This window comes from Variovorax sp. 01N425, from assembly GCF_056399465.1.
Genome location: NZ_JBFTRJ010000007.1, coordinates 1 through 21,361 on the forward strand (window position 1 = coordinate 1; position 21,361 = coordinate 21,361).

Sequence of the window (21,361 nt, forward strand, 5' to 3'; positions counted from 1 at the left end):
CGTTTCGCGGATCAGGGCTCGCCCTTGTTTGAGCGAAGCGAGTTTGGGCGAGACCCCGCGAAACGCGAGCACCGCAGGTTGCCCGCAGCGAAGCGGAGGGTCGCAGACAGTGGGGTCGCCTTTTCTTTGGCTACTTTCTTTTGGCGAAGCAAAAGAAAGTAGCTCGCCCGCCGGGGCGAGACCCGGCCCCGGAAAACAAGAAAACTCAATGCGCCCTCACCTCCCCCCGAGCCAACGCCAACTCCCCAACAGCCATCCCCAAAGCCCGAATCCCCAAAGGAATCTGCGAGGCAGCAATAGACGACAACCTCAACCGAAAAAACGGACACGGATAAGGCGGCTTCGCAAAGAACACATCCCCCGCCTCGATCAGCACCCCATGGCTGCGCGCCATCAGCGACAGCTCGCCCGCGTCAACCCACGCCGGCGCCCGCACCCAGATCGACGCCCCGCCCTGCGGCAGCGTGAACTCGAACTCGGGCAGGTGCTCGCGCAGCGCCTTGGCCGCAAGCGCGAGCCGCTCCTGCATTGCATGGTTCACGCGCCGCGCATGCGACTCGTGGTGCCCGAGCGACAGGAACAGCGCGTACGCATGCTGCAAAAAGGCGCTCGGATGCCGGACCATCGCATGCCGTATGCCGCGCAGTTCCTTGATCAGCGCGCGCGGCGCCACGATGAAGCCGAGCCGCAGCGCGGGCGAAAGGCTCTTGGACACCGAGCCCACGTAGATCACGCGCCCGGTCTTGTCCAGGCTCTTGAGTGCCGGCATCGGCGTGCCTTCGTACAGGTTCTCGGCCTCGTAGTCGTCCTCGATGATCACGAAGTCCTGCAGCTCGGCCTTGCGCAGCAGCCACTGCCTGCGCTCCAGGCTCAGCGTGGCGGTGGTCGGGCTCTGGTGCGAAGGGGTCACGAAGAGATAGTCGGCCGCGGGCAGCGCATCGACCACCAGGCCCTCCTCGTCCACCGCCACCTCGACCCACTTGGGGTTGCGCATCGAGAAGCTGTTGCGCGCATGCGGATGGCCGGGCTCTTCCAGGCCGACGCGGGTGTGCTCGTCGAACAGCGCATCGGCCAAGAGGTAGTACGCATGCTGCGCGCCGAGCGTCACCAGGATTTCTTCCTTCAGCGCGAACACGCCGCGCTTGGGCAGCAAGCGCGTGCGGATCTGCTCGATCAGGTCGGGCACGTCGTCGGTCTCGAAGTCGGGCGTCCAGTGCGGCAGCTGCGAGCGCGCCAGGCTGCGCGCGCAGCACTCGCGGAAGTCTTCGGTGGGAAACAGCTGCGGGTCGTAGTTGCCGTAGACAAACGGGAACGGATAGTCGCGCCAGCGGTCGGGCTTGGCGAGCGTGGGCTTGCCCTCCAGCGAGCGCAGCACGCGCCCCGACCAGTCGGGCGGCTGGCTGGCCTGGCCGCTGCGGCCCACCAGCGGCTCGGCATGCGCAGCGGACAGCGGCCGCGCGTTGTGCGCCACGAACACGCCGCTGCGCGGACGCGCTTCCAGGAAGCCTTCGTCGATCAATTGCAGGTAGGCCGAAGTGACGGTGTTGCGGCTCAGCCCGAGCAGAGCGGCAAGCTCGCGCGACGAGGGCATCGAGGCACCGGGGCTCAGGTGGTCCTCGAGGATGGCCTGCACCACGGCGGCGCGCAGACGGGCCTGCAGCGGCAAGGCGGGCTGGTCGGGCAGCGCGAAGAGCTGCGCCCATTGAGTGGCTCTGGGGTTGGCCATGGTGCGCCGCAGTTTAGGGCAAGCGCGGCGTTCTGGCTCGGTCGAATCCCCGCATCTGGCCCTATCGCGCGGGCGGCCGGCTGCCTACGCTTGCGCCATTCAATCCCGGAGCCCCGCGTGACCGCACAGCCTTCTTCTTCCTCTTCTTCTACTTCTTCCGTCAGCACCGAAACCCTGGCCGCGTTCAGCGATGCATGGAACCGCCACGACATCGACGCGCTGATGGGCTTCATGACCGAGGACTGCATCTTCCAGACCGCCGCCGGCCCCGACGCCTGCGGCACCCGCCACGTGGGCACCGAGGCGGTGCGAAAGGCCTTCGCGGCGGCATGGCAGGCGGTGCCCGATGCGCAGTGGATCAATGGCCGGCATTTCGTGCACGGCGATTTCGGCACCTCGCAGTGGACCTTTACGGGCACCGCTTCCGACGGCAGCCGCATCGAGGCCGATGGCATCGACGTCTTCACCTTCAGGGGCGGAAAGATCCACCTGAAGAACGTGTTCCGCAAGGCCCGCCCCAACCTGCCGGCGGCCCGCTAGGCCCGCCGTTCCGGGAGCTCCCGCATCATGACCCTGTCCGGCACTGCCTCCTTCTCCGCCCCGCAACCGCAGCCGCAACCCCCGAGCCGGCCCTACGACCCGCGCTACGACCCGCTGGTCGCGCCCGATCCCGGCGCCGGCCGCGCCTATGCGCCCACCTGGTGGGTGGCCAGCGCCGGCACGCCGCCCGAGGACGACGGGCCGCTCGTGCGCGACATCGATGTCGACGTGGCCATCATCGGCTCGGGTGCCACCGGCATGTCGACCGCGCTCTACCTGGCGCAGGAGCACGGCATCCAGGCGACGGTGCTCGAGGCCAACCAGGCGTCGTGGGGCTGCTCCAGCCGCAGCGGCGGCCAGGGGCAGAACGCGAGCGGCCGGCTCAAGCGCTCGCAGTGGATCCAGCGCTGGGGCCTGGACACCGCCCGGCGGCTCGACGCCGAGATCCGCGGCGGCTTCGAGAATTTCAAGCACCTGACCACGCAGATCGACTGCGACGCCTTCGATGGCGGCCATCTCTACCTGGCGCACCGGCCCGAAAAGCTCGCGGTGCTCGACGCTGAGGCCCGCGTGATGCGCGAGCAGTTCGGCTACGCCACGCGCATGCTGACGGCCGAAGAAGTGCGGCGCGACTACTGCGACGAGCGCGAGGCGGCCGGCGCCATGTTCGAGCCCGAAGGCGTGGGCATCCACCCGCTGAAGTTCACCTTCGGCCTGATGCGCAAGGCCCGCGCGCTGGGCGTGAAGGTGCACACCTCGAGCCCCGTGCAGGGCTGGCAGACCATCGACGGCGTGCACCACCTGCAGACGCCCGGCGGCGTGGTGCGCGCGCGCCGCGTGGCGGTGTGCACCGGCGGCTACACCGGGCAGGCGCTGAGCCCGCTCCTGAAGAACCGCATCATGCCGATCCTCTCCAACTCGGTGGTCACGCGCCCGCTCACCGAGGCCGAGCTGCAGGCCACCAACTTCAGGTCGCTGACCTTCCTGACCGACACGCGCACGCTGCGCTTCTACTACCGGCTGCTCAAGGGCAACCGGCTGCAGATCGGCAGCCGCAGTTCGGTGAGCGGCGCCGACGCCGAGCACCCGGTGCACCTGAAGCTGCTCACCGATGCCATCGCGCGCAAGTTCCCGCCGCTCGCGGGCATCCGCATCGACTACTCGTGGTGGGGCTGGGTCGACATGAGCCACGACATGATGCCGCGCATCACGCAGCCCGAGGCGGACCGGAAGATCTGGTATGCGGTGGGCTACGGCGGCAACGGCGTGTCCTTCTCGACCTGGGCCGGCAAGCGGCTGGCCGAGCGCGTGGCCGGCAAGGACACGGGCAAGGAGGTGTTCGAGCTTCCGATCTACAAGTCCGCGCTGCCCTTTCCCAATGTGCTGGGGCTGGTGGAATCGCCCGCCTTCGCGCCGTTTCGCCGCATCGGCCAGCGCATGCTCTACAAGTGGTACTGGCTGCGCGACGAGAAGTAGCGGCACGGCGAGCAGGGCCTCGGGCCTTTTCTTCGCGCGCTGAGCCGCGCCGTGTTGGAATTGCATGTTTTCAACGTGCAAGCTACCGACGCATGACGACCTCTTCGCTCCTGATCCGCCCTCCGGCGCCCGACGACTACGCGGCATGGAAGCCACTGTGGGACGGCTACAACGCCTTCTACAAGCGCGAGGGCCCCACGGCCCTGCCCGACGAGATCACGCAGGTGACGTGGCAGCGCTTCTTCGATGCCTACGAGCCGGTGCACGCGCTGGTGGCCGAGCGCGACGGCCAGCTGGTGGGCCTCACCCACTATCTGTTTCACCGCAGCACCACGCGCATCGAGCCGAACTGCTACCTGCAGGACCTGTTCACGCTGCCCTCGGAGCGCGGCCGCGGCGTGGGGCGGCAGCTGATCGAAGGCGTGTACGCGCATGTGAAGCGCGTGGGCGCGCACCGCGTCTACTGGCAGACGCACACCACCAACATCGCCGGGCGCGCGCTCTACGACAAGGTGGCCACGCACGACGGCTTCATCGTGTACGGCAGCTTCGTCTGAACATCGCCCGGTAAAGCTCAGTACTTGATGGTCACACCGGCCTTCACGCCGTTGTTGGCCTTGCCATCCGTCAGCACGCCGCCCGTGAGCGACACATTGCCGCCCGTGCTCGCGCCCAGCGAATAGGTGGGCCGCGGCGTGGAGGTATCGGTGCCGATATAGCTGCCGCTGCCGTCGGGCCGCTGCACGCCAACGGTCGCGCCCTTGGTGTAGGCCGAGGTTTCGGTGGAATTGATGTTGGGCGCCACGTAGACGGTGCCCTTGTCGTCGCTGTCCAGGGGCAGTTTCACCGGCTCCGCCATTGCGGCGGTGGCGATGGCGCAGCAGCACGCGGCCGCACTCGCCCACGCAAAGATCGATTTGCTCATGCCCTCGATCCTCGCGGCTGGGCCGCATCTTTCCTGTAGGACAAGAGGCAGCCCGGCCGGCAGGCGCTTTGTCATGGTTGGGGCGCGCGCGGTCGGGACGCTTGTCTCCCCGCAGAAGGGACGCACCGCTCATGTGCGCGGGCGCCGCAATTCCTACAGTGATTTCACGGGAAAACGCCTGGGTCCGCCATGGACCGCAGGCGTCGCCAGTTGGCAGATCACTTAGGGGAAACAAGCCGTGAAAAAGGTAAATCCATGAACAAGACCTTCCGAACCCTCTGGAATCCGGCGCTCGGCGCATGGGTGGCCGCGCCGGAAATCGCACGCGGCCATGTGCGCACGACCGGCCTGCATGCCGTTGCCATGGCGGTGCTGTGCCTGGGTGCCGGCCCGACCCTGGCCCAGGGCGGCGCAGGCGGCCAGCCGGTGGACAGCGCGCTGCACGCCGGCACCGGCGGCAGCAACGGCAGCGGCGGCGCGGGCGGACTCAATGACACCTCCGTTGCAGCGCATGGCGGCGACGGCGGATCGTCGACCGACGCCGCGGTCACGGCGGGCTCCGCCGCCGATGTCGGGAGTTTCAGCGGCGCCACCGCGGGCGCGGGCGGTGCGGCGGGCAGCTCCAGCACCGTCGTCTCCCCCGGCGTGCTGCAGGGAGCCAGCGGCGGCGCGGGCCAATCGCAGACCGGCGATTTCAGCAACGGCAATGGATACGGCGGCGGCGGTGGCGGCGGCTACTACGGCCTTTTGCTGGGCTCCAGCACCTTCGCGTCCTCTGGCAGCTACACCGGCGGCAGCGGAGGCGCGGGCGGCAACGGCTACTGGGCGGCCGGCGGCGGCGGTGCCGGCGGTTACGGCTCCGTGCTGATCGGCCCGCTCAGCAATTACAACGCCTTCGGCTCTTCCGTGGGCGGCGCCGGCGGCAACGGTGGCAATGCCTATTCGCAGGGCGGCGGCGGCGGCAGTGGCGGCGGAGGATTCTTCATCAGCGCGGCAACGCCGGGCCTCGGCTTCGGCAACAGCGGCACGCTCGCGGGCGGTGCCGGCGGCGCGGGCGGGTCCGAACTGCTGCCGGCCCGAAGCAATGCCGCGGGCGGCGGCGGCGGCGCGGGCGGCGCCGGTGCCACGCTGGCCGGCAGCACCCTCGACGTGACCAACACCGGCCAGATCACCGGCGGCGCCGGCGGCGCTGGCGGTGCGGGCGGCGGCGGCGCGGGCGGCACCGGTGCGCCCGGCGGCGGCGGCGACGGCGGCGTGGGCCTTCTCTCCACCGGCAGCGGCGCGGCGATTGCCAACAGCGGCACCATCGCCGGCGGCGCGGGCGGCATCGGCGGGGCCAACAGCAACGGCGGCGCAAGCGGCGCGCCTGGCGCCGGCGGCGCCGGCATCGCGGGCGCCAACCTGAACATCAGCAACAGCGGCAGCATTTCAGGCGGCCTTGGCGGCGACGGCGCCACGCGCGCACCGGCCGTGGCGTTCACCGGCGGCAGCAACAGCCTGACCGTGAACACCGGCTCGTCGATGCTGGGCGCCATTGCCATCGGAAGCGGTGCCAGCGCCAGCGTGATCGCCGGCGCCGACGGCCTGAGCCTGGACAACGCACTGCTGCTGGGCGGCACGGGCACCATCGACACCAACGGCCACGGCCTGGGCTGGTCGGGCCCGATCTCGGGCGCCGGCGACCTGGTGAAGGTCGGCGCGGGCACGCTCACCCTGAGCGGCACCAACACGAACACCGGCGCCACCAACGTCGCGGCCGGCACCCTGCGCGCCGGCGCGGCCGACACGCTCAGCAGCGCGAGCGCCTTCACCGTCAACGCGGGCGCCACGCTCGACCTGGCGGGCCATAGCCAGACGATCGCATCGATGGCCAACAGCGGCATCGTCTCGCTGCTGAGCGGCACGCCCGGTGCCACCCTCACGGTGCACGGCCCCTGGGTGGGCAACGACGGCACGCTGCGCCTGGGCACGGCGCTGGGCAACAGCGCCAGCCTGAGCGACCGGCTGATCCTCTGCGGCACCACCGCCATTGCCAGCGGCACCACCAACATACAGATCACCAACCTGGGCGGACTGGGCGCGCTGACCATCGGCAACGGCATCGAAGTGGTGACCGCGATGAACGGCGCCACCACCACGGCGCAGACCACCCGCGATGCCTTCCGCCTGGCAGGCGGCCACGTCGACGCCGGCGCCTACGAGTACCGGCTGCACGCCGCCGACGCGACCGGCGCGGGCGAGAACTGGTACCTGCGCTCCGGCGTCATCGTCGTGCCGCCGCCTCCTCCCCCACCGCCTCCGCCGCCTCCGCCACCTGCACCACCGGCGCCGCCCGCGCCACCGGCACCGCCTGCACCGCCGGCACCACCAGCACCCCCTGCGCCTGCGCCTGCGCCGGGCGACGGCGGCACCCCGCGAAGCAGCGACGGCGGCTTCCCGCCTGGGGGCGTGACGGTGCCCACCTACCGTGCCGAAGTCCCGCTGTATGCGGCGCTGCCCGAGCAGTTCCGCCAGTCCAACCTGGCCATGGTGGGCAACCTCCACCAGCGCGTGGGCGACGACGGCACGGCCGGCCTTGCCACGGCCACGCCCGAGCAGGGCTACCGCCAGGGCTGGGCCCGCATCATCAGCATGGACCGCACCATCGGCCAGGCCGGCACCGTGAGCCCCACCAGCAAGGGGCGCCTCACAGGCTTCCAGGCCGGCAACGACCTGTGGGCCGATCCCAACTGGCGCGTCGGCATCTATGTCGGCCAGCTCGAGGGCGACATGCGCGTGAACGGCTTTGCCCGCGGCGTGCAGGGCTATGGGGTCGGCTCGAGCGACCTGCGCAGCCAGTACCTGGGCGCCTACGCCACCTGGAAGAACGACAGCGGCCTGTACGTGGACGGCGTGCTGCAGGCCGGGCGCCACCGCTACACCGCGGCCACCACGCTGGGTTCGGCCGGCTCGGGCAAGGGCCACAGCCTGCTGGCCTCCATCGAGGTGGGCCAGGGCTTCCACATCTCGCCGGAGTGGATCGTCGAGCCGCAATTGCAGCTGGTGCACCAGCACGTGAGCCTGGACGACGCCGGCATCATCGGCGCGGTGGTGCAGCAGCACAGCCACAGCGGCTGGCTGGTGCGCGCCGGCGTGCGGGTCAAGGGCGAGATGACCACCAGCGCCGGCCCGCTGCAGCCCTATGCGCGGCTGAACCTCTACCGCAGCAGCAGCGGCACGGACGTCACGCGCTTCATCGGCCCCGCGGCCTATACCGACATTGCCACCCGCACCGGCGGCACGAGCACCGAACTGGCGGCCGGCGCCACGCTGCAGCTCACGCAGAGCATGAGCCTGTATGGCGAGGTCGGCAAGTTCTGGGCCTCGGGCGGCGACGCGCGCATGAAGAGCGGCGTGAATGCCAGCGTGGGCCTGAAGATCCGCTGGTGAATGCGAGGCGCCCGGCGGGCGCCTGCGCCGCTACTTTGGCCGCACCGCCACGGCGGCCGGCGCGTCGGGCATCGCGAGCGGATTGCGCCCCGGCCCCTCGACGCGCGTCAGCGTGTTGCGGTCGGTGTGGTGGAAGGGCTCGGCCTGGCCCTGGATCTGCATCACCGTGTCCTGGTCGTAGGACCAGGTGCCGTCGGCGTTGATGGTCACCGTGATGTTCCACGCCAGCGTGGTGAACGCGTGCTCGATGAAGGGGTTGGACACGATGCCGTTCACCAGGCTGCCGCGCTCGGCGCTGAGCGTGAAGCGCGTGTCGTCCGCCTTGGCATGGCCGCTGGCCATGGCCACCTGTCCGCGCGGAATGGCCAGCGTGTGCAGCACCGTGCCGGTGGCCGGCTCCCAGAGCCAGTAGCCCACCTGGTCGTGGTACATCTTGGTGAGGCCGGGCTTGTGGATGTAGGTGTGGTAGCGCAGGCCGTACAGCAACTGGGGGCCGTTGGTCTGCGGATCGATGGGCTGCAGCTCGTAGCGCTCGACATAGACCTGCGTCTTGGGGCCTTCGCGCTTGGGCTTGACGTCCACGCCGCGGCTGCCCTCCCAGATGCCGGCCATGGCGCGCAGCGGCCCGAGGTTGGCGAGCGTGTCGGGGTCGGCGTTGGGCTCGGTGTAGATGTCTTCGGTGGGGTTCATGGTGTGCGGACTTCTTCTGATTTCTGGTGGGGTGAACGGGCTCGGGCCCTAGTCGTCCATCGTCGATGCCGACTTGTCGGCCGTGGCCAGCACCCGGTCGATGCGGCGCCCCTCGAGCGCGGCAATCTCGAAATGCCAGCCCGCGCAGTCGATGACTTCGCCGGTCTTGGGCAGGTGGCCGGAAACGGCCATCAGCAGGCCGGCCACGGTGTTGTAGCGCCCGCGCTCTTCTTCCGGCAGCTCGCGGATACCGAGCCTCGCGCGCAGCTCCGACACCGGCATCAGCCCGTCGAGCTCCCATACGCCGTCGGGCCGCTCGCGCGCCCAGGCGTCGGTCAGCGTGCCGGGCTGCAGTTCGCCGGTGATGGCCTCGAGCATGTCGCGCGGCGTCATGAGGCCCTGCACCACGCCGTATTCGTCGACCACGAACACCAGCCGGCCGCCGCGTTCGCGGAATTGCTCGAGCAGCTCCATGCCGGTGAGCGTCTCGGGCACGAACACGGCCGGCGCCGCTTCCTGGCCCAGCACGCCGACATGGCCGGTGCCAAGGCGCAGCAGGTGCGCCACGCTGATCACGCCGACCACGTCGTCGAGCGAGTTGCGGCACACCGGGTACCAGGAATGCACCAGGTTGAGCGCGCCGGCGTCGGCCACCTTCTGCAGCGCCTCGGCCACCGTGTCGGAGGCGTCGAGCCATTCGATGTCGGCGCGCGGGATCATCAGCGACGACAGCCGGCGGTCGTCCAGGTGGAACACGTTGCGCACCATCTGGTGCTCGTGCTGCTCGATCACGCCGGCGTCCACGCCCTCTTCCAGGCTGGCCGAGATTTCTTCCTCGGTCATGGAGCGCGCGGCATTGGCGTCGATGCGCAGCAGCTTCAGCACGGCGGCCGTGGCGCTCGCGAGCAGCCACACGAACGGCTTGGCGCCCTTGGCAAGACTGCGCATCGGGCGCGACACCCAGCGCGCCACGGGTTCCGGGTAGAGCTGGCCGATCCGCTTGGGCACCAGCTCGCCGAAGATGATGGTGAAGAAGGTGATGCCGGTCACCACCACCGCAGTGGACACCACGCTGGCCGTGCCGCGGCCCATCCCCAGGTTCTCCATCCAGACCGCGAGCGGCGCCGCGAAGGCGGCCTCGCCCACGATACCGCTGAGCATGCCGATGGAAGTGATGCCGATCTGCACGGTCGACAGGAAGTGGGTCGGCTCCTCCATCAGCCGGAGCGCGGCCTCCGCCCCGGTATCGCCCGTCTCGGCCAGTGCTGCCAGACGCGCGCGCCGGCTGGTTGAAAGGGCCATTTCGGACATCGCAAACAACGCATTCAGCGTGGTCAGCAAGGCCAGCAGGAGAACATCCATGAACGGGGGGTGAAAATGAGGACATGGCACTTTACTTGATCGGCGATATCCAGGGCTGCGACGCCGCCCTCCAGAAACTGCTCGACAAGATCGGTTTTTCACCCAGCCGCGACACCATCGTGCTGCTGGGCGACCTGGTCAACCGGGGTCCCGATTCGGCCGCCGTGCTGCGGCGCGTGCAGGGCTACGGCGCCTCGGCGCTGAGTCTGCTGGGCAACCACGACCTGCACCTGCTGGGCGTGGCGCACGGCGCGCGCAAGTCCAGCCGCAAGGACACGCTGGCCGGCCTGCTCGAAGCGCCCGACAGCGAAGCCATGCTCGAATGGGTGCGCCAGCAGCACATGGCGCTGCACATGCAGATCGATGGCGGCGACCTGCTCATGGTGCATGCCGGCGTGCTGCCGCAGTGGACGGTCGGCGACACGCTCGCACTGGCGTCGGAGGTCGAATCGGTGCTGCGTGGCCCGGCGCTGGGCGAATTCCTGCTTGGCATGTACGGCAACGAGCCCGCGCAGTGGAGCGACGCGCTCACAGGCAGCGCACGGCTGCGCGCCATCGTGAACGCGCTCACGCGGCTGCGCTTTTGCACCGCCGAGGGCGTGATGGAATTCGAGAGCAAGGACGGCATGCTGCCCGGCCCCGAAGGCTTCGTGCCCTGGTTCGACGTGCCCGGCCGCAAGACCGCCAATGCCACCATCGCCTTCGGCCACTGGTCCACGCTGGGCTGGCTCTCGCGGCCCGACCTGCTCTCCACCGACACCGGCTGCGTCTGGGGCGGGTGCCTGAGCGCGGTGCGCATCGGCGCTACCCTGGACGAGCGCGAGCTGATCCAGGTGAAGTGCGAGCAGTCGCAAAAGCCCGGCAAGCCGGACTGAGCGGCCTCACTCAGCCGCGCGGCAGCCTGAAGCGGTCGAGCGCCATGCGCTGCCGGCCCTCGGCATCGAAGTTCGCGGGCGCGAGCCAGCGCTCGAAGGCCGTGCGCAGCATGGGCCACTCGCCGTCGGTGATCGAGAACCACGCGGTGTCGCGGCTGCGGCCCTTGTAGACCACCGCCTGCCGAAAGACACCTTCGAACTGGAATCCCAGGCGCGCGGCTGCGCGCTTGGACGGCTCGTTGAAGTTGTCGCACTTCCATTCGTAGCGCCGGTAGCCGAGTTCGTCGAACGCGAGCTTCATCAGCAGGTACTGGGCTTCGGTCGACATCGGCGTGTGCTTGAGCAGCGGCGAGAAGTTGACGCTGCCGACCTCGATCGCGCCGTTCGCGGGGTCGATGCGCATCAGCGCGAGCGTACCTATGGCGCGGCCGCTCTGCGGGTCGACGACCGCGAAGTGCATCGGATCGGCGCTTTGCGCAGCGCGCTCGATGTGGGCACGGGTGCCCGCGAGATCCGCGGGCCGTTCGACGCCCAGGTAGGTCCAGTCGCGGCCGTCGGGTGCCTGCGCGTAGGCGGCATGGAGGTCGTCGGCATGCCTTGCGGCGTCGAGCGGTTCGAGCACGCAGTACCGGCCTTCGATGGCGCGGCGCGGCGGCAGCGGGCGCGCGGTCCAACCGGGCAGCAGCGGGCCGACCGGCTGGCCGTATGCGTTGTGGCGATCTGGCATGGAGAAAAGCTTTCAGCGGAGGAGATGGATGAAGCGGCACGGCCGAGGGAACCGCTAAAGTACCTTTTGCGTGGCGCCACAGGAAGTGCCACCATCCATTCATTTCATGGTGCCACGTGCCCTCTTCGCTCATGAGCCCGCCACCCCGCAATGCCACCGCCACCGCATGGCTCGAATCCCCGCTCGCCAGAGAGCGCGAGGCCGGCCCGATGCAGCGCCAGCTGCACGAGCGCCTGAAGCGCGCCATTCTCGATGGCGGCCTGGCGCCGGGCAGCCGGCTGCCCGGTTCGCGCGCGCTGGCCGAAGCGCTCTCGATTTCCCGCAACACCGTCACCGCCGCCTTCGAGCATCTGGCGGCCGAAGGCTATGTGCAGCCCGACCGGCAAGGCACGCGCGTGACCGAGCTGGCGCCCGCAAAGGTCATGCGTGCCGCCAGATCCGGCGCTGCACCGGCCACGGCACGGCGGCTCGCACGCATCCAGCCCGGCGCGCCGCGCGCCGAGATGGACGCCGCCCTGCGGCCTGGCATGCCCGCGCTCTCGCACTTTCCCGCGGCCGCATGGCGGCGCGCCATCGACCGCGCGATCCGCGGCGCCAGCCCCGCCACGCTCGGCTATGGCGATCCGCTCGGCGAACCGCCGCTGCGCGCAGCCATCGCGCGGCACCTGGCCATTGCGCGCGGCGTGCGCTGCGAGCCGCACCAGGTCGTGATCGCCGAGGGCGCGCAGGAAGCTATTGCGCTGTGCGTGCGGCTGCTGTCGAACCCCGGCGACACCGGCTGGGTCGAAGACCCCGGCTACCGCGGCGCGAAGGCGGCCATGCATGCCGGCGACATGCGCATCGTGCCGATGCGCGTCGATGCCGAAGGCCTGTGCACGAGCGAACGCGACTGGCACAGGCACCCGCCCCGGCTGGTCTACGCCACGCCTTCGCACCAGTACCCGGCCGGTGCGGTGCTGAGCATCGCGCGCCGCCTGGCGCTGATCGCACAGGCGCGCCGCCACGGCGCCTGGATCATCGAGGACGACTACGACAGCGAGTTCCGCCACACCGGCGAACCCATCGGCGCGATGCAGGGGCTGGTGGACGATGCGCCGGTGCTCTATGTGGGCACCTTCAGCAAGACGATGTTTCCATCGCTGCGCCTGGGCTTCGTGGTGCTGCCTGCGCCGCTCATGGCCGCGGTGCAGAAGCCGCTCGAGGAAATGCTGCGCGGCGGGCACCGCCACGAGCAGCTGGCGATGGCCGACTTCATCGAGAGCGGCCAGTTCAGCCGGCACCTGGGCCGCATGCGGCGCCTCTACCGCGAGCGGCAACAGGCGCTGCGGCTGGCGCTCGCACGGCACTTCAAGGTGCCGCACGAGATCGACGGCGGCCACTGCGGACTGCACCTCACGGTGCGGCTGCCGCCGAGCTTCGACGACCGACGCATTGCGGCCGATGCGCTGCGCCACCGGCTCGCGCCCACCGCGCTGTCGAGCTTTGCGATGCGGCCGCGGCCTTCGGACAACGGATTGGTGCTGGGCTATGGCAACACATCGGCGGAGCTCTTCGAGCCGCTGGTCAAAAGACTGTCGCAGCTGGCGCGTGCGGCGGAACGCAATTAAGAGTTCTTTTGTTTGAATAAAAACCGGATCGCGAATTCATTGACTACATACGTCGTATGAGTGCGTTTTTCCGGCAATTCAAATCGCTGCTGCAACTGCAACAAAATCCCCCAAATCGAAAGAGAACTTGCGCCTCGCCGCGCATTGAAATCGCATAATCGCGATCGCTTGAAACGTCTTGTCGCAGCGTACGACAACGACGCATCCAGAGCGGCCACGTCGCTCTCTTAAGCAAAAAGTAATCAACAAAAGCGACTGCAGGGAGTCCGCGTGAAACACGCCATTGCGACATCATCCGTCGCGTCCCCGGCGATCTTGCCGATCGCGTGGAGGCGCCATCCATGAAGCGCCGCGTCACCATCCAGACGCCGCTGGGCGAGGCACTGCAATTCCATCGGCTGGCGGGGCGCGAGGCGCTCAGCCAGGCCTACGCCTTCGACCTGGAATTGCTGGGTAGCAGCAATGCGCTGGACCCCAAGTCCATCCTGGGCAAGCCCGCCACCGTCGTGATGGAGACCGAGAGCGGCGCCCCGCGCCACCTGGCTGGCCTCGTCACCCGCTTCGGCCTGTCGCACGAAGACGACCGCCAAGCCTTCTACAGGATGCGGCTGCGCCCGTGGCTGTGGCTCGCCACGCGCCGAAGCGACTTCCGCATCTTCCAGGACCAGACCGTGCCCGAGATCGTCGCGGCCGTGCTGGGCCGCTACGGCCATCCGATGGAGCAGAAGCTCAGCCGCAGCTACCGCCCGTGGACCTACTGCGTGCAGTACCACGAGGACGACTTTTCCTTCGTGTCCCGCCTATGCGAGCACGAAGGCATCTATTACTACTTCCGCCACGAAGCCGAGCAGCACGTGCTGGTCTTCGCCGATGACATCGCCAGTTCGCACGCCCCGCTGCCCGACGGGGAGACCGTGCGCTACCACCCGCACGAGAAGGCTGGCATGACCGGCGGTATGGAGGCCAGCGAGCGCATCTACGAATGGGCGTCGTCGGATGAAGTGCGCCCTGGCCATTACCTCAACGACGACTACGACTTCGAGAAGCCAAGGGCCGACCTCACGAGCCTGCGGCAGATGCCGCCCGGGCACGACCACGACGACTTCGAAGGCTACGAATGGCCGGGCGGCTTCACCCAGCATGACGATGGCGAGACCTACGCGCGCATCCGCACCGAGGAACAGCTGAGTGAACGCAGCCGGGTCACAGGCCGCGCCAACCGGCGCGATCTGGCCCCGGGCTGCACCTTCACCCTCACCCACCATCCGCGCGAGGACCAGAACAGGGAACACTTGCTGCTCAGCGTGGCGTACGAACTGCAGGAGAACCTGCAGGCCAGCGAAGGCGCGGATGCTTCCGAAGGCTCCGTGCAGCGCTTCGCCTTCGAGGCCCAGCCCACCAGCTACGCCTGGCGTCCTCCGCGCACCACAGCCAAGCCGTGGACCGAGGGTCCGCAGACCGCATTGGTGGTCGGCCCGGCCGGCGAAGAAATCTGGGCAGACCAATATGGCCGCATCAAAGTGCAGTTCTTCTGGGATCGCATTGGCGAGCGCAACGAGAACTCGAGCTGCTGGGTGCGTGTGTCCACCGCCTGGGCCGGCGCCACCTTCGGCGCGGCCGCACTGCCGCGCATCGGCCAGGAAGTCATTGTCGACTTCCTCAACGGCGACCCCGACCACCCGATCGTCACCGGCCGGGTGCACAACGCCGACGAAATGCCCGCGTGGGAACTGCCGCATCAGAAGCACCTGTCAGGCCTGCGCAGCCGCGAGCTCGGTGGTGGCAAAAGCAACCACCTGGCTCTCGATGATTCGAGCGGCAAGGTGCAGGCCCAGCTCAAGAGCGACCACCAGAGCACCAGCCTGAGCCTGGGCCACGTCGGACGCATCGACGATGTCTCCGGCCGCCGGGACGACCGGGGCCAGGGCGCCGAACTGCGCACCGATGGCCACGGCGCCCTGCGGGCCGGCCAGGGCCTGCTGCTGAGCACCGAGGCGCGCCCCAACGCCCAGGCCCACATCACCGACATGCCCGAGACGGTCGCCCGGCTCACAGAGGGGCGCGATCTGCACGAAAGCCTGAGCCAGGCCGCGCAGGCGGCCAAGGCCCACGAGCCCGGCGACCAGGACGAAGTGACCAAGGCGCTGAAGGCGCAGAACGACGCCATCAAGGGCAGCGGCGGAGACAAGGCGCATGGCCTCTTCCCCGAATTCCAGGAGCCGCACCTCACGCTGGCCAGCCCCGTGGGCATCCAGACGACCGCGCAGGGCTCGACCCACATCGTGAGCGGCGAGCACACCGCCATCACCAGCGGCGCGCACACCAGCGTGGCCACCGGCAACAGCTTCCTGGTCAGCGCCAAAAATGCAGTGCGCCTGTCCGCGGCCAACGCCGGCATCCGCGTGACCGCCGCGAAGGACGACATCGACATCACGGCCATGAAAGCCAGCATCAACGCGCTGGCCAAGCTCAACATCAAGCTGGAGGCCAACCGCATCACCATCACGGCCAGGGACGAGGTGCTGATCAACGGCGGCTCCAGCTACACCCGGTGGAATGCGAATGGCATCGAGAGCGGCACCAATGGGCAGTGGCGCGCGCATGCGGCTTCGCATTCGATGGTGGGACCGAAGAGCCTGCCGACCTCCAAGGGCTACGAGGCCAAGTGCGACCTGCAGGACAGCGGCGCCGCGGGCGGCGCATCGGCCTCCCGTTAATGAACAGCGCGCTGCCCGTGCACCCGGATGCCTCGCTTCTGCTGCGCAGTCTGCAAAAGGGCTTTGCCAGGGCGCGGACGCAGGCGTCGCCTGCGCATACCTCCGTCGCCCGACCGTTGTCGGCCTTCCTGGTGCTCGAACGCTGGCGAGACAACCCGCTCGCCGAGCACCTGCAGGAGCACCATCCGCTGCTGGCCGACGAACGTGTCGACGTGCCCGACGAGATCTACCGCGGACGCCCCGAAGCAGCGCCCACCCTCGTGCCGCTGCCCGAAGACTGGGCGGTCGATGCGCCCGGTGCCAGCACCCAGGCTGTCCTGCACACGATGGCGCTCGCGCTGGCCGCGGCACGGCTGCAGAGCGAGCGCCGCCTGGTAGACCAGATGTTTTGCGCCGTCGTCTTCAGTCCGGCAACGCCTGCGAGCATTGCAGCCCACTGGACCCGCCTCGGCTTTCAGACCTCGCCCGCTGATGGGAAAGACAAACTGTTCCGCTACCAGGATGCACGCGTCATGCAGCGCGTGTGGCCACTGCTCGACGACGCGCAGCGTTTGCAGTGGCTCGGGCCGGTGACGGAATGGTGGGCGTTGAGCCAACCCTGGCAGCCTTGGCCATACGCTGAAGCATTCGCCACGGGTGGAGAAGCACCTGCCGGCAGTGGCGAAGATGCGCCCGAATGGTTCATTGCCACCCGGCCGGTCTTGTCCCAGGCTGCGGCTCCAGAACCACGGCACGAAACCATGCGCCATCTTCTGCGCCTCGATCAATGGCATGCGGCACACGGCGCAACGACGGGTACACGGCTGTGGCTGAGCATGGCTTCGCGACGAATCCCCGTTCAACGCCAACCCGATGGAGAGACGATGACCCGGCTCCTTCGCCAAGGGGTTGAATTGGGATTGAGCCAGGAATCGGATCTGTCCGAATTCGTGGACGCGTCATGGCGGGCGCATCACTACGATGACCGACTCATCGTGCGCGACTGGTCGACACCCCGGGACGCGGCCGTGTTGCGGCAGACGCTCGCCCTGATGCATCCGACGCGCGATCGCATGGGCCAGCCGGGCAACAGCCACGTTGCTTCACCTGGCTTTGCCAGCGCGCTGCATGAAGCCGAGCAAGCCCTCTCGATCTCGACCAAACCAAACACTCCGCGGAGAGACTGAAGCCCATGCCTTGCGCCACCCCCTGCCGAAACTGCGATCGCAAGGGCCTGCCGATCCTGTTCACCCGCTATGCCGCCGCCTTCAGCGCGCAGGAGCAGGGGCTCGCTGCGCTCAAGCAGTTGCAGCCCACGGGGAATTTCCAGGCCCAGCCCGGCGGCGTGGCCATGCGCACGGCCCTCTACGGCGTGCGCATGCTGCGGCCAGGCTATCTGTATGTGCGGATTCAGAACGTGTGCAAGGCCCACCCCGAGTGGCTTGCCTACATCGTGCACCCCCACGGCTACCTGGCGCAGTTCGACGTCGGGTTTCCGGAGGCCGCCAAGTCGAACCCCGCCTGTGAAATGGAAGTGCGCGGCGCCAATGCCTCCATGGTGTGGGTGGCGGACGCCAAGAACGTCACCGAGCTGCACTACATGTTCCACCCGGACCCCATCGTGCCCAAGCACCTGTTCGAGCACATCGAGCCCCAGCGCGACACCTACATGCAGAAGTTCGATGTCGCAGGATGGCTGGGCGGCAACACGAGCCAGAAAGACACCTGCCAACCCGGACAGCTCAACAGCCAGGTGATGGAATTTTCGGCACTGAAGGACACCGCCGTACAGACCGTGGGCAGCGAACAGCACTACGGCCTCATGGGCGTACACGGCGCTGAGCGCGAGTGGGGCACCTACGAGGAGGCGCGCACCGGCCGGCATTTCGAAAAGGTGCGCAACGAGACGCGCCGCGCCGACGGCAGCGTGGCCGTCACCGACACGAGCCCTGTCACCGGCATGGCGATTGGCCCCTACATCGCACGCATCACCGGCCCGCTCTACAAGGACGCGCATGGCCCCCGGCTGCGGAAGATGGCCGAGTTCCTGACGCAGCACAATGGTGCCGTCGTTGCATGCGACGACCCCATCGGCATTGCCCAGGAACTCAGCCTGCACCATCTCACCGCGGCCATGCCGTATGTGCAGTGGCTCAAGGAGGTCGATGCCTCGGACCCCGGCAACGCGACCGTGACGAATGCATGGAAGCACGCCGCCAGCGAGAGCATCAAGACCGTGCGCGGAGCCCTCTACAAGAAGGCCATGGGCTTGTACGACGCCGAAACGGACCGCCTGAAGAGCGTGCACGACGTCCTGGGCCAGCGGCGCGCCTACCCCGTGAGCACGACGATGGTTCGGCAAAAAGACGGGACCTATGCCGAGATGTCCGTCGAGGCGATGCGGGCGCAGCGCCGGGAAGCGCTGGAGGGAGAAATTGCCGCGCGTGAATCGGACCGGCGGCTCATCAGCGATGCGGAGTCCAAGGCCGCCCTCGAGACGACGCTTGCGCATGTCGATGAAGCCCGGCTCAACAAGTTCGACGCCGATCACATGGCGCAGATCGAGAAACGCGACAAGTGCATGGACAAGATCAGCGAAGACCTGATCGCCTGGCTCCAATGCGATGCCCTCCTGGTCAAGACACTCGGGCGATACGACCGCAAGCCGAGCGGCATCGAAACCCGCGATGGTGCGCGCTGCGCGGGCCAGTTGTGCGCCATTCTGGAAACCATGGACAGCAGCCCACGCGGGCGCAAGTGGTATGCCGATCTCCAGTTGTTCAAGGACGACCCGAAGAACCTCGTGTGGCGCATGGCGACGCTGAACAACGAGGCGATCTCGCAGGAGTTGACGCGCGTGCTGGACACACTGAAGGACACGCTGCCGCCGGCCACTGAGGTGACGGATGCTGAAACGGCCGAAGAGAGCGCGCGGCAGCAGCGCGCCTGGGCCGCGATGGCGGCAGCGCTGGAGAAGATCCCGAAGACGCTTGAGGGCAGCCAGACGCTGATCAAGGAGGCCAAGAAGCTCGGCGACCGCGGATCGAGCACGCTGGCAAGAGTTCAGTCGCTGCAGAAGATCGCCGAAACGGCGATGAAGAATGTTCACTCGGTATGGGGTATCGCAGTGGTGCAGGCAGCCCGGAATCTGGGGGCCTCGGCGTTGGAGTTGAACTTGGCAAAAGCGCAGATTGTGTTGCTGTCACACGGCCTGGGTGACAACGCCATCGAGTTCGTACGCCAGGAGAAACGTCTGCTGAACGAGAAGTTGGAGGCCGATGGAAAACGCGTCGCGTACAGCAACAAGCACAACCCCCAGCCAGGTGGTCGAACATGGAATCGGCGCTACGACCACAAGGCCGAGAAGCTACAGGCGCGTGTGGATCGGGCGCTGACCCTGGGCACGGAGAAAGCGGTGCAGAACATGCGCATTCCCTCGGTGATCGGTGGTCTCGAAATCTTCGGCCTGATTCCAACTCTGGGGCGAGCGAGCGAACGCAGCGATGATCCGAGGGCGGGCAGCCAGGGGGCTGGGGCAATCGTCAGTGCGATGGGAACCTGGAGTAGCTGGCGCTCCGATTACTACGAAAAGAACGTCTACGAAGCGATCAAGGCCGATATGCCACTGAAGGCACGCGAGAACCTGATGAAGGCGCTTGACCACGAATTGCGCATGCTGAAAATTGGCGCGGCCCATTGGGTGGCATCCGCAGCCGTGGTGGGGGTGATCTGGGATGTGATCGATGGCGTAACCGCGCATCGCGAGGAGAATCGCCTCTTGATGGCGGCCTATGTCGGACGCGCTTTCGCAGGTGGTGTCACTATCGGCACGGCGCTCACAGGCGCTTATTTCCACGATGTGGTCAAGATCGTCCGTATTTGCACGCGAATCAACCTTCTTGCGGGCGCCCTCACACTGGTTGCCAGCTATGCGATTGAAAAGCTCAAGGAAAAGGAATGGATCGACTGGCTCCAGGCCGAACCATTCCGAAAGTTGGACAGCAAGAAAACCCCGCACACCAGCGAGCGGCTCATGCTCAGTCAGCTGGCAAATGCGATTGCGGATATGGAGTGAGTTGAAGCATGTTTATCTCGGAGAATAGCTACAACAACGAGCGTCGCAGCGAGGGTGCTTCCAGGGCGGTGGCGTACTACGCCGACATCAACCAGCATACGCGGCTGTACAGTATCGACGAAGGCGCGCGCCCTCGCCAGGAGCAAGAGCCCAAGCCTTCGAGAAAGGAAAGGCTCAAGCAACAGGAAATCGCCCAGCCCCGGCTGTCTGGCATGCGGACCTTGTTGGACTTCAACGAACATTTCGTTGAATTGAGTAATGCGGGAGAGGAGAAGCGCTCACTCGGATTCATGCTTTTCGTGCTGTTCGGCTTGATCGCCCTGATGCCGGCCTACTTCATTGGCCTTCTGTTGACCGATCAGAAGCCGTATCCGCAGGATTGGTACATCGCCATGGGCATCTTGCTGGCCATTGGCTTTCTGGCCTTTCTTCTGATCTATTTCCTGATCTACCCGCACGTGCTCGCGCCGGCCTTTTTCACCAGCCTACGCGCGCGTTACCGCTTCAACCGGACGACCCGGAAGGTCTATGTGCTGCGTCCGAGGAAGTACGGCGGCAACGTAGTGCTCGACTGGGACCGTGTGCAAGCGCATGTAAGGTGGGCACCGCCCAAATCCTGGACGGCCGAGCAATTGGCATCGGATGCAACGGCACGCGAAGCACGTTTGCGCTCAACGGGGCGGGACAGTAATTTGCTGCTCTATTGGGCCCCGCTGGATGCCAACGATCCCGAGCGCAAGGGAGAAGACCTACTCTGGGTCGGGCCCACCGGCAGCGGCGAATCGTTGTGGCAGTACATCCGGACCTTCATGGAAGATGGAATGGACGCTGTGCCGAGGCCCTCCGAGCACGAGTGGCTGCGCAAAGGCTTCAGCGGCCCTGGCGAGCACTTGGAAGAAACCGTCATGCATGGCTCGCACATGCGTGATGACATCATCGGCAAAGGCACCTCGGGTGCGACCTTCACCAACTACGCGACGAACTTCCTCTGGGCGCCGCTGCACAGCCTGGCCGAGCGGCTGTGCTACTGGCCCACGTTCCCCGAAGAATGGAACAGCGACTGTGGCCAGAAGCGTCGCGAGAACGGCATCGGCCCCGAGGAGCCCATGCGATGGACCTGCAAACCTTGATGCCTAGAGCCACGCCAATCCACGGAAGGTTGCTTGGTGGACGCAATGGCGAACTCAAAGCGAGTTGATTGTGTTCCTCTCGGAGAGCGGTTATCAGAATGAG

The 21,361-nt window shown here is 67.6% G+C and carries 15 protein-coding genes; 10 read left to right on the forward strand and 5 right to left on the reverse strand.

Features of this window, described 5'->3' with window-relative positions; genetic code table 11:
* Positions 1–205: 205 nt before the first annotated feature.
* Complete coding sequence (gene pdxR / locus AC1DSC_RS13785; RefSeq protein ID WP_369663266.1) at positions 206–1,726, reverse strand: MocR-like pyridoxine biosynthesis transcription factor PdxR; 1,521 nt, start codon at positions 1,724–1,726, stop codon at positions 206–208.
* Between the two features lie 117 nt (positions 1,727–1,843).
* Between pdxR (AC1DSC_RS13785) and AC1DSC_RS13790 the strand changes: the two genes are divergently transcribed.
* From AC1DSC_RS13790 to AC1DSC_RS13800, 3 genes are all read left to right on the forward strand, one after another.
* Positions 1,844–2,266, forward strand: coding sequence for a nuclear transport factor 2 family protein (locus AC1DSC_RS13790; protein WP_018907431.1), 423 nt, complete (start codon positions 1,844–1,846; stop codon positions 2,264–2,266).
* Positions 2,267–2,293: 27 nt separating this feature from the next.
* Positions 2,294–3,742, forward strand: coding sequence for an NAD(P)/FAD-dependent oxidoreductase (locus AC1DSC_RS13795; RefSeq protein ID WP_369663267.1), 1,449 nt, complete (start codon positions 2,294–2,296; stop codon positions 3,740–3,742).
* Between the two features lie 92 nt (positions 3,743–3,834).
* Positions 3,835–4,299, forward strand: a complete 465-nt coding sequence (locus tag AC1DSC_RS13800) for a GNAT family N-acetyltransferase (RefSeq protein ID WP_369663268.1) — start codon at positions 3,835–3,837, stop codon at positions 4,297–4,299.
* A gap of 17 nt (positions 4,300–4,316) precedes the next feature.
* On the opposite strand, the gene AC1DSC_RS13805 is transcribed toward AC1DSC_RS13800, so the two are convergent.
* Positions 4,317–4,667, reverse strand: a complete 351-nt coding sequence (locus AC1DSC_RS13805) for a hypothetical protein (RefSeq protein ID WP_015866628.1) — start codon at positions 4,665–4,667, stop codon at positions 4,317–4,319.
* Positions 4,668–4,922: 255 nt separating this feature from the next.
* On the opposite strand from AC1DSC_RS13805, the gene AC1DSC_RS13810 reads away from it, so the two are divergent.
* On the forward strand, positions 4,923–8,096 hold the full coding sequence (locus AC1DSC_RS13810) for an autotransporter outer membrane beta-barrel domain-containing protein (RefSeq protein ID WP_436287892.1): 3,174 nt from the start codon (positions 4,923–4,925) through the stop codon (positions 8,094–8,096).
* Positions 8,097–8,126: 30 nt separating this feature from the next.
* Here the strand turns inward: AC1DSC_RS13810 and AC1DSC_RS13815 are convergent, their stop codons facing one another.
* Positions 8,127–8,786 (reverse strand): FABP family protein, encoded by a 660-nt coding sequence (locus tag AC1DSC_RS13815; RefSeq protein WP_018907427.1) that lies wholly within the window; start codon positions 8,784–8,786, stop codon positions 8,127–8,129.
* A 48-nt stretch (positions 8,787–8,834) separates the two neighbouring features.
* The gene (locus tag AC1DSC_RS13820; protein WP_015866631.1) at positions 8,835–10,148 is read right to left on the reverse strand and encodes a hemolysin family protein; all 1,314 of its coding nucleotides are present in this window, start codon (positions 10,146–10,148) and stop codon (positions 8,835–8,837) included.
* Positions 10,149–10,171: 23 nt separating this feature from the next.
* Here AC1DSC_RS13820 and AC1DSC_RS13825 point away from each other — a divergent pair, with 23 nt between their 5' ends.
* Positions 10,172–11,023, forward strand: a complete 852-nt coding sequence (locus tag AC1DSC_RS13825) for a symmetrical bis(5'-nucleosyl)-tetraphosphatase (protein ID WP_436287893.1) — start codon at positions 10,172–10,174, stop codon at positions 11,021–11,023.
* Between the two features lie 10 nt (positions 11,024–11,033).
* Here AC1DSC_RS13825 and AC1DSC_RS13830 read toward each other — a convergent pair whose 3' ends face one another.
* Complete coding sequence (locus AC1DSC_RS13830; protein ID WP_369663286.1) at positions 11,034–11,750, reverse strand: GNAT family N-acetyltransferase; 717 nt, start codon at positions 11,748–11,750, stop codon at positions 11,034–11,036.
* Between the two features lie 131 nt (positions 11,751–11,881).
* Here AC1DSC_RS13830 and pdxR (AC1DSC_RS13835) point away from each other — a divergent pair, with 131 nt between their 5' ends.
* From pdxR (AC1DSC_RS13835) to AC1DSC_RS13855, 5 genes are all read left to right on the forward strand, one after another.
* Positions 11,882–13,357: a MocR-like pyridoxine biosynthesis transcription factor PdxR gene (gene pdxR / locus AC1DSC_RS13835; RefSeq protein ID WP_369663287.1), complete on the forward strand. Its 1,476-nt coding sequence runs from the start codon at positions 11,882–11,884 to the stop codon at positions 13,355–13,357.
* A 341-nt stretch (positions 13,358–13,698) separates the two neighbouring features.
* The gene (locus tag AC1DSC_RS13840; RefSeq protein WP_369663288.1) at positions 13,699–16,074 is read left to right on the forward strand and encodes a type VI secretion system Vgr family protein; all 2,376 of its coding nucleotides are present in this window, start codon (positions 13,699–13,701) and stop codon (positions 16,072–16,074) included.
* Entirely contained in the window at positions 16,074–17,240 is a 1,167-nt protein-coding gene (locus AC1DSC_RS13845) for a DUF4123 domain-containing protein (RefSeq protein ID WP_418145845.1), read from the forward strand. The genes AC1DSC_RS13840 and AC1DSC_RS13845 overlap by 1 nt, the downstream gene beginning before the upstream one ends.
* Before the next feature lie 5 nt (positions 17,241–17,245).
* Entirely contained in the window at positions 17,246–20,128 is a 2,883-nt protein-coding gene (locus tag AC1DSC_RS13850) for a T6SS effector BTH_I2691 family protein (RefSeq protein WP_369663290.1), read from the forward strand.
* 8 nt (positions 20,129–20,136) lie between these two features.
* Entirely contained in the window at positions 20,137–21,258 is a 1,122-nt protein-coding gene (locus AC1DSC_RS13855) for a M48 family metalloprotease (protein WP_018907421.1), read from the forward strand.
* The last annotated feature ends 103 nt before the right edge of the window (positions 21,259–21,361 follow it).

What these genes read in the sequence shown, in the direction of transcription:
- AC1DSC_RS13810 (WP_436287892.1), top strand. Translation starts at nt 4,923, where the DNA reads ATGAACAAGACCTTCCGAACCCTCTGGAATCCGGCGCTCGGCGCATGG.
- AC1DSC_RS13825 (WP_436287893.1), top strand. Translation starts at nt 10,172, where the DNA reads ATGGCACTTTACTTGATCGGCGATATCCAGGGCTGCGACGCCGCCCTC.
- AC1DSC_RS13805 (WP_015866628.1), bottom strand. Translation starts at nt 4,667, where the DNA reads ATGAGCAAATCGATCTTTGCGTGGGCGAGTGCGGCCGCGTGCTGCTGC.
- AC1DSC_RS13850 (WP_369663290.1), top strand. Translation starts at nt 17,246, where the DNA reads ATGCCTTGCGCCACCCCCTGCCGAAACTGCGATCGCAAGGGCCTGCCG.
- AC1DSC_RS13800 (WP_369663268.1), top strand. Translation starts at nt 3,835, where the DNA reads ATGACGACCTCTTCGCTCCTGATCCGCCCTCCGGCGCCCGACGACTAC.
- pdxR (WP_369663266.1), bottom strand. Translation starts at nt 1,726, where the DNA reads ATGGCCAACCCCAGAGCCACTCAATGGGCGCAGCTCTTCGCGCTGCCC.
- AC1DSC_RS13820 (WP_015866631.1), bottom strand. Translation starts at nt 10,148, where the DNA reads ATGGATGTTCTCCTGCTGGCCTTGCTGACCACGCTGAATGCGTTGTTT.
- AC1DSC_RS13795 (WP_369663267.1), top strand. Translation starts at nt 2,294, where the DNA reads ATGACCCTGTCCGGCACTGCCTCCTTCTCCGCCCCGCAACCGCAGCCG.
- AC1DSC_RS13830 (WP_369663286.1), bottom strand. Translation starts at nt 11,750, where the DNA reads ATGCCAGATCGCCACAACGCATACGGCCAGCCGGTCGGCCCGCTGCTG.
- AC1DSC_RS13845 (WP_418145845.1), top strand. Translation starts at nt 16,074, where the DNA reads ATGAACAGCGCGCTGCCCGTGCACCCGGATGCCTCGCTTCTGCTGCGC.
- AC1DSC_RS13840 (WP_369663288.1), top strand. Translation starts at nt 13,699, where the DNA reads ATGAAGCGCCGCGTCACCATCCAGACGCCGCTGGGCGAGGCACTGCAA.
- AC1DSC_RS13815 (WP_018907427.1), bottom strand. Translation starts at nt 8,786, where the DNA reads ATGAACCCCACCGAAGACATCTACACCGAGCCCAACGCCGACCCCGAC.
- AC1DSC_RS13855 (WP_018907421.1), top strand. Translation starts at nt 20,137, where the DNA reads ATGTTTATCTCGGAGAATAGCTACAACAACGAGCGTCGCAGCGAGGGT.
- pdxR (WP_369663287.1), top strand. Translation starts at nt 11,882, where the DNA reads ATGAGCCCGCCACCCCGCAATGCCACCGCCACCGCATGGCTCGAATCC.